Source organism: Pseudomonas sp. 65/3-MNA-CIBAN-0223 (genome assembly GCF_040310425.1).
Lineage (GTDB): Bacteria > Pseudomonadota > Gammaproteobacteria > Pseudomonadales > Pseudomonadaceae > Aquipseudomonas > Aquipseudomonas gregormendelii.
In genome coordinates, this window is the sequence record NZ_JBEOPV010000238.1 from 1 (window position 1) to 255 (window position 255).

The following is a 255-nucleotide window of genomic DNA, read 5'->3' on the forward strand; positions in this document are numbered from 1 at the left end:
TAGTGGAAATGGACGAGAGCCTGCAGCGTCCGGAAACGCTGATCGGCATGACCTACAAGATCAAGTCACCGCTGTTCGAACACGCGCTGTACGTCACCGTGAACGACATCGTGCTCAACGCCGGCACTCCGCACGAGCAGCGTCGGCCATTCGAGATCTTCATCAATTCGAAGAACATGGACCATTTCCAGTGGATCGTGGCGCTTACCCGGATCATGTCCGCGGTGTTCCGCAAGGGCGGTGACTGCACCTTCC

Annotated in this window: 1 protein-coding gene; it reads left to right on the top strand. The window is 57.6% G+C overall.

The genetic code is table 11. The features are described 5' to 3' along the window. The coding region (locus AAEZ09_RS28725) for a TSCPD domain-containing protein (RefSeq protein WP_502947618.1) at window positions 1-255 on the top strand (255 nt) is incomplete at both ends.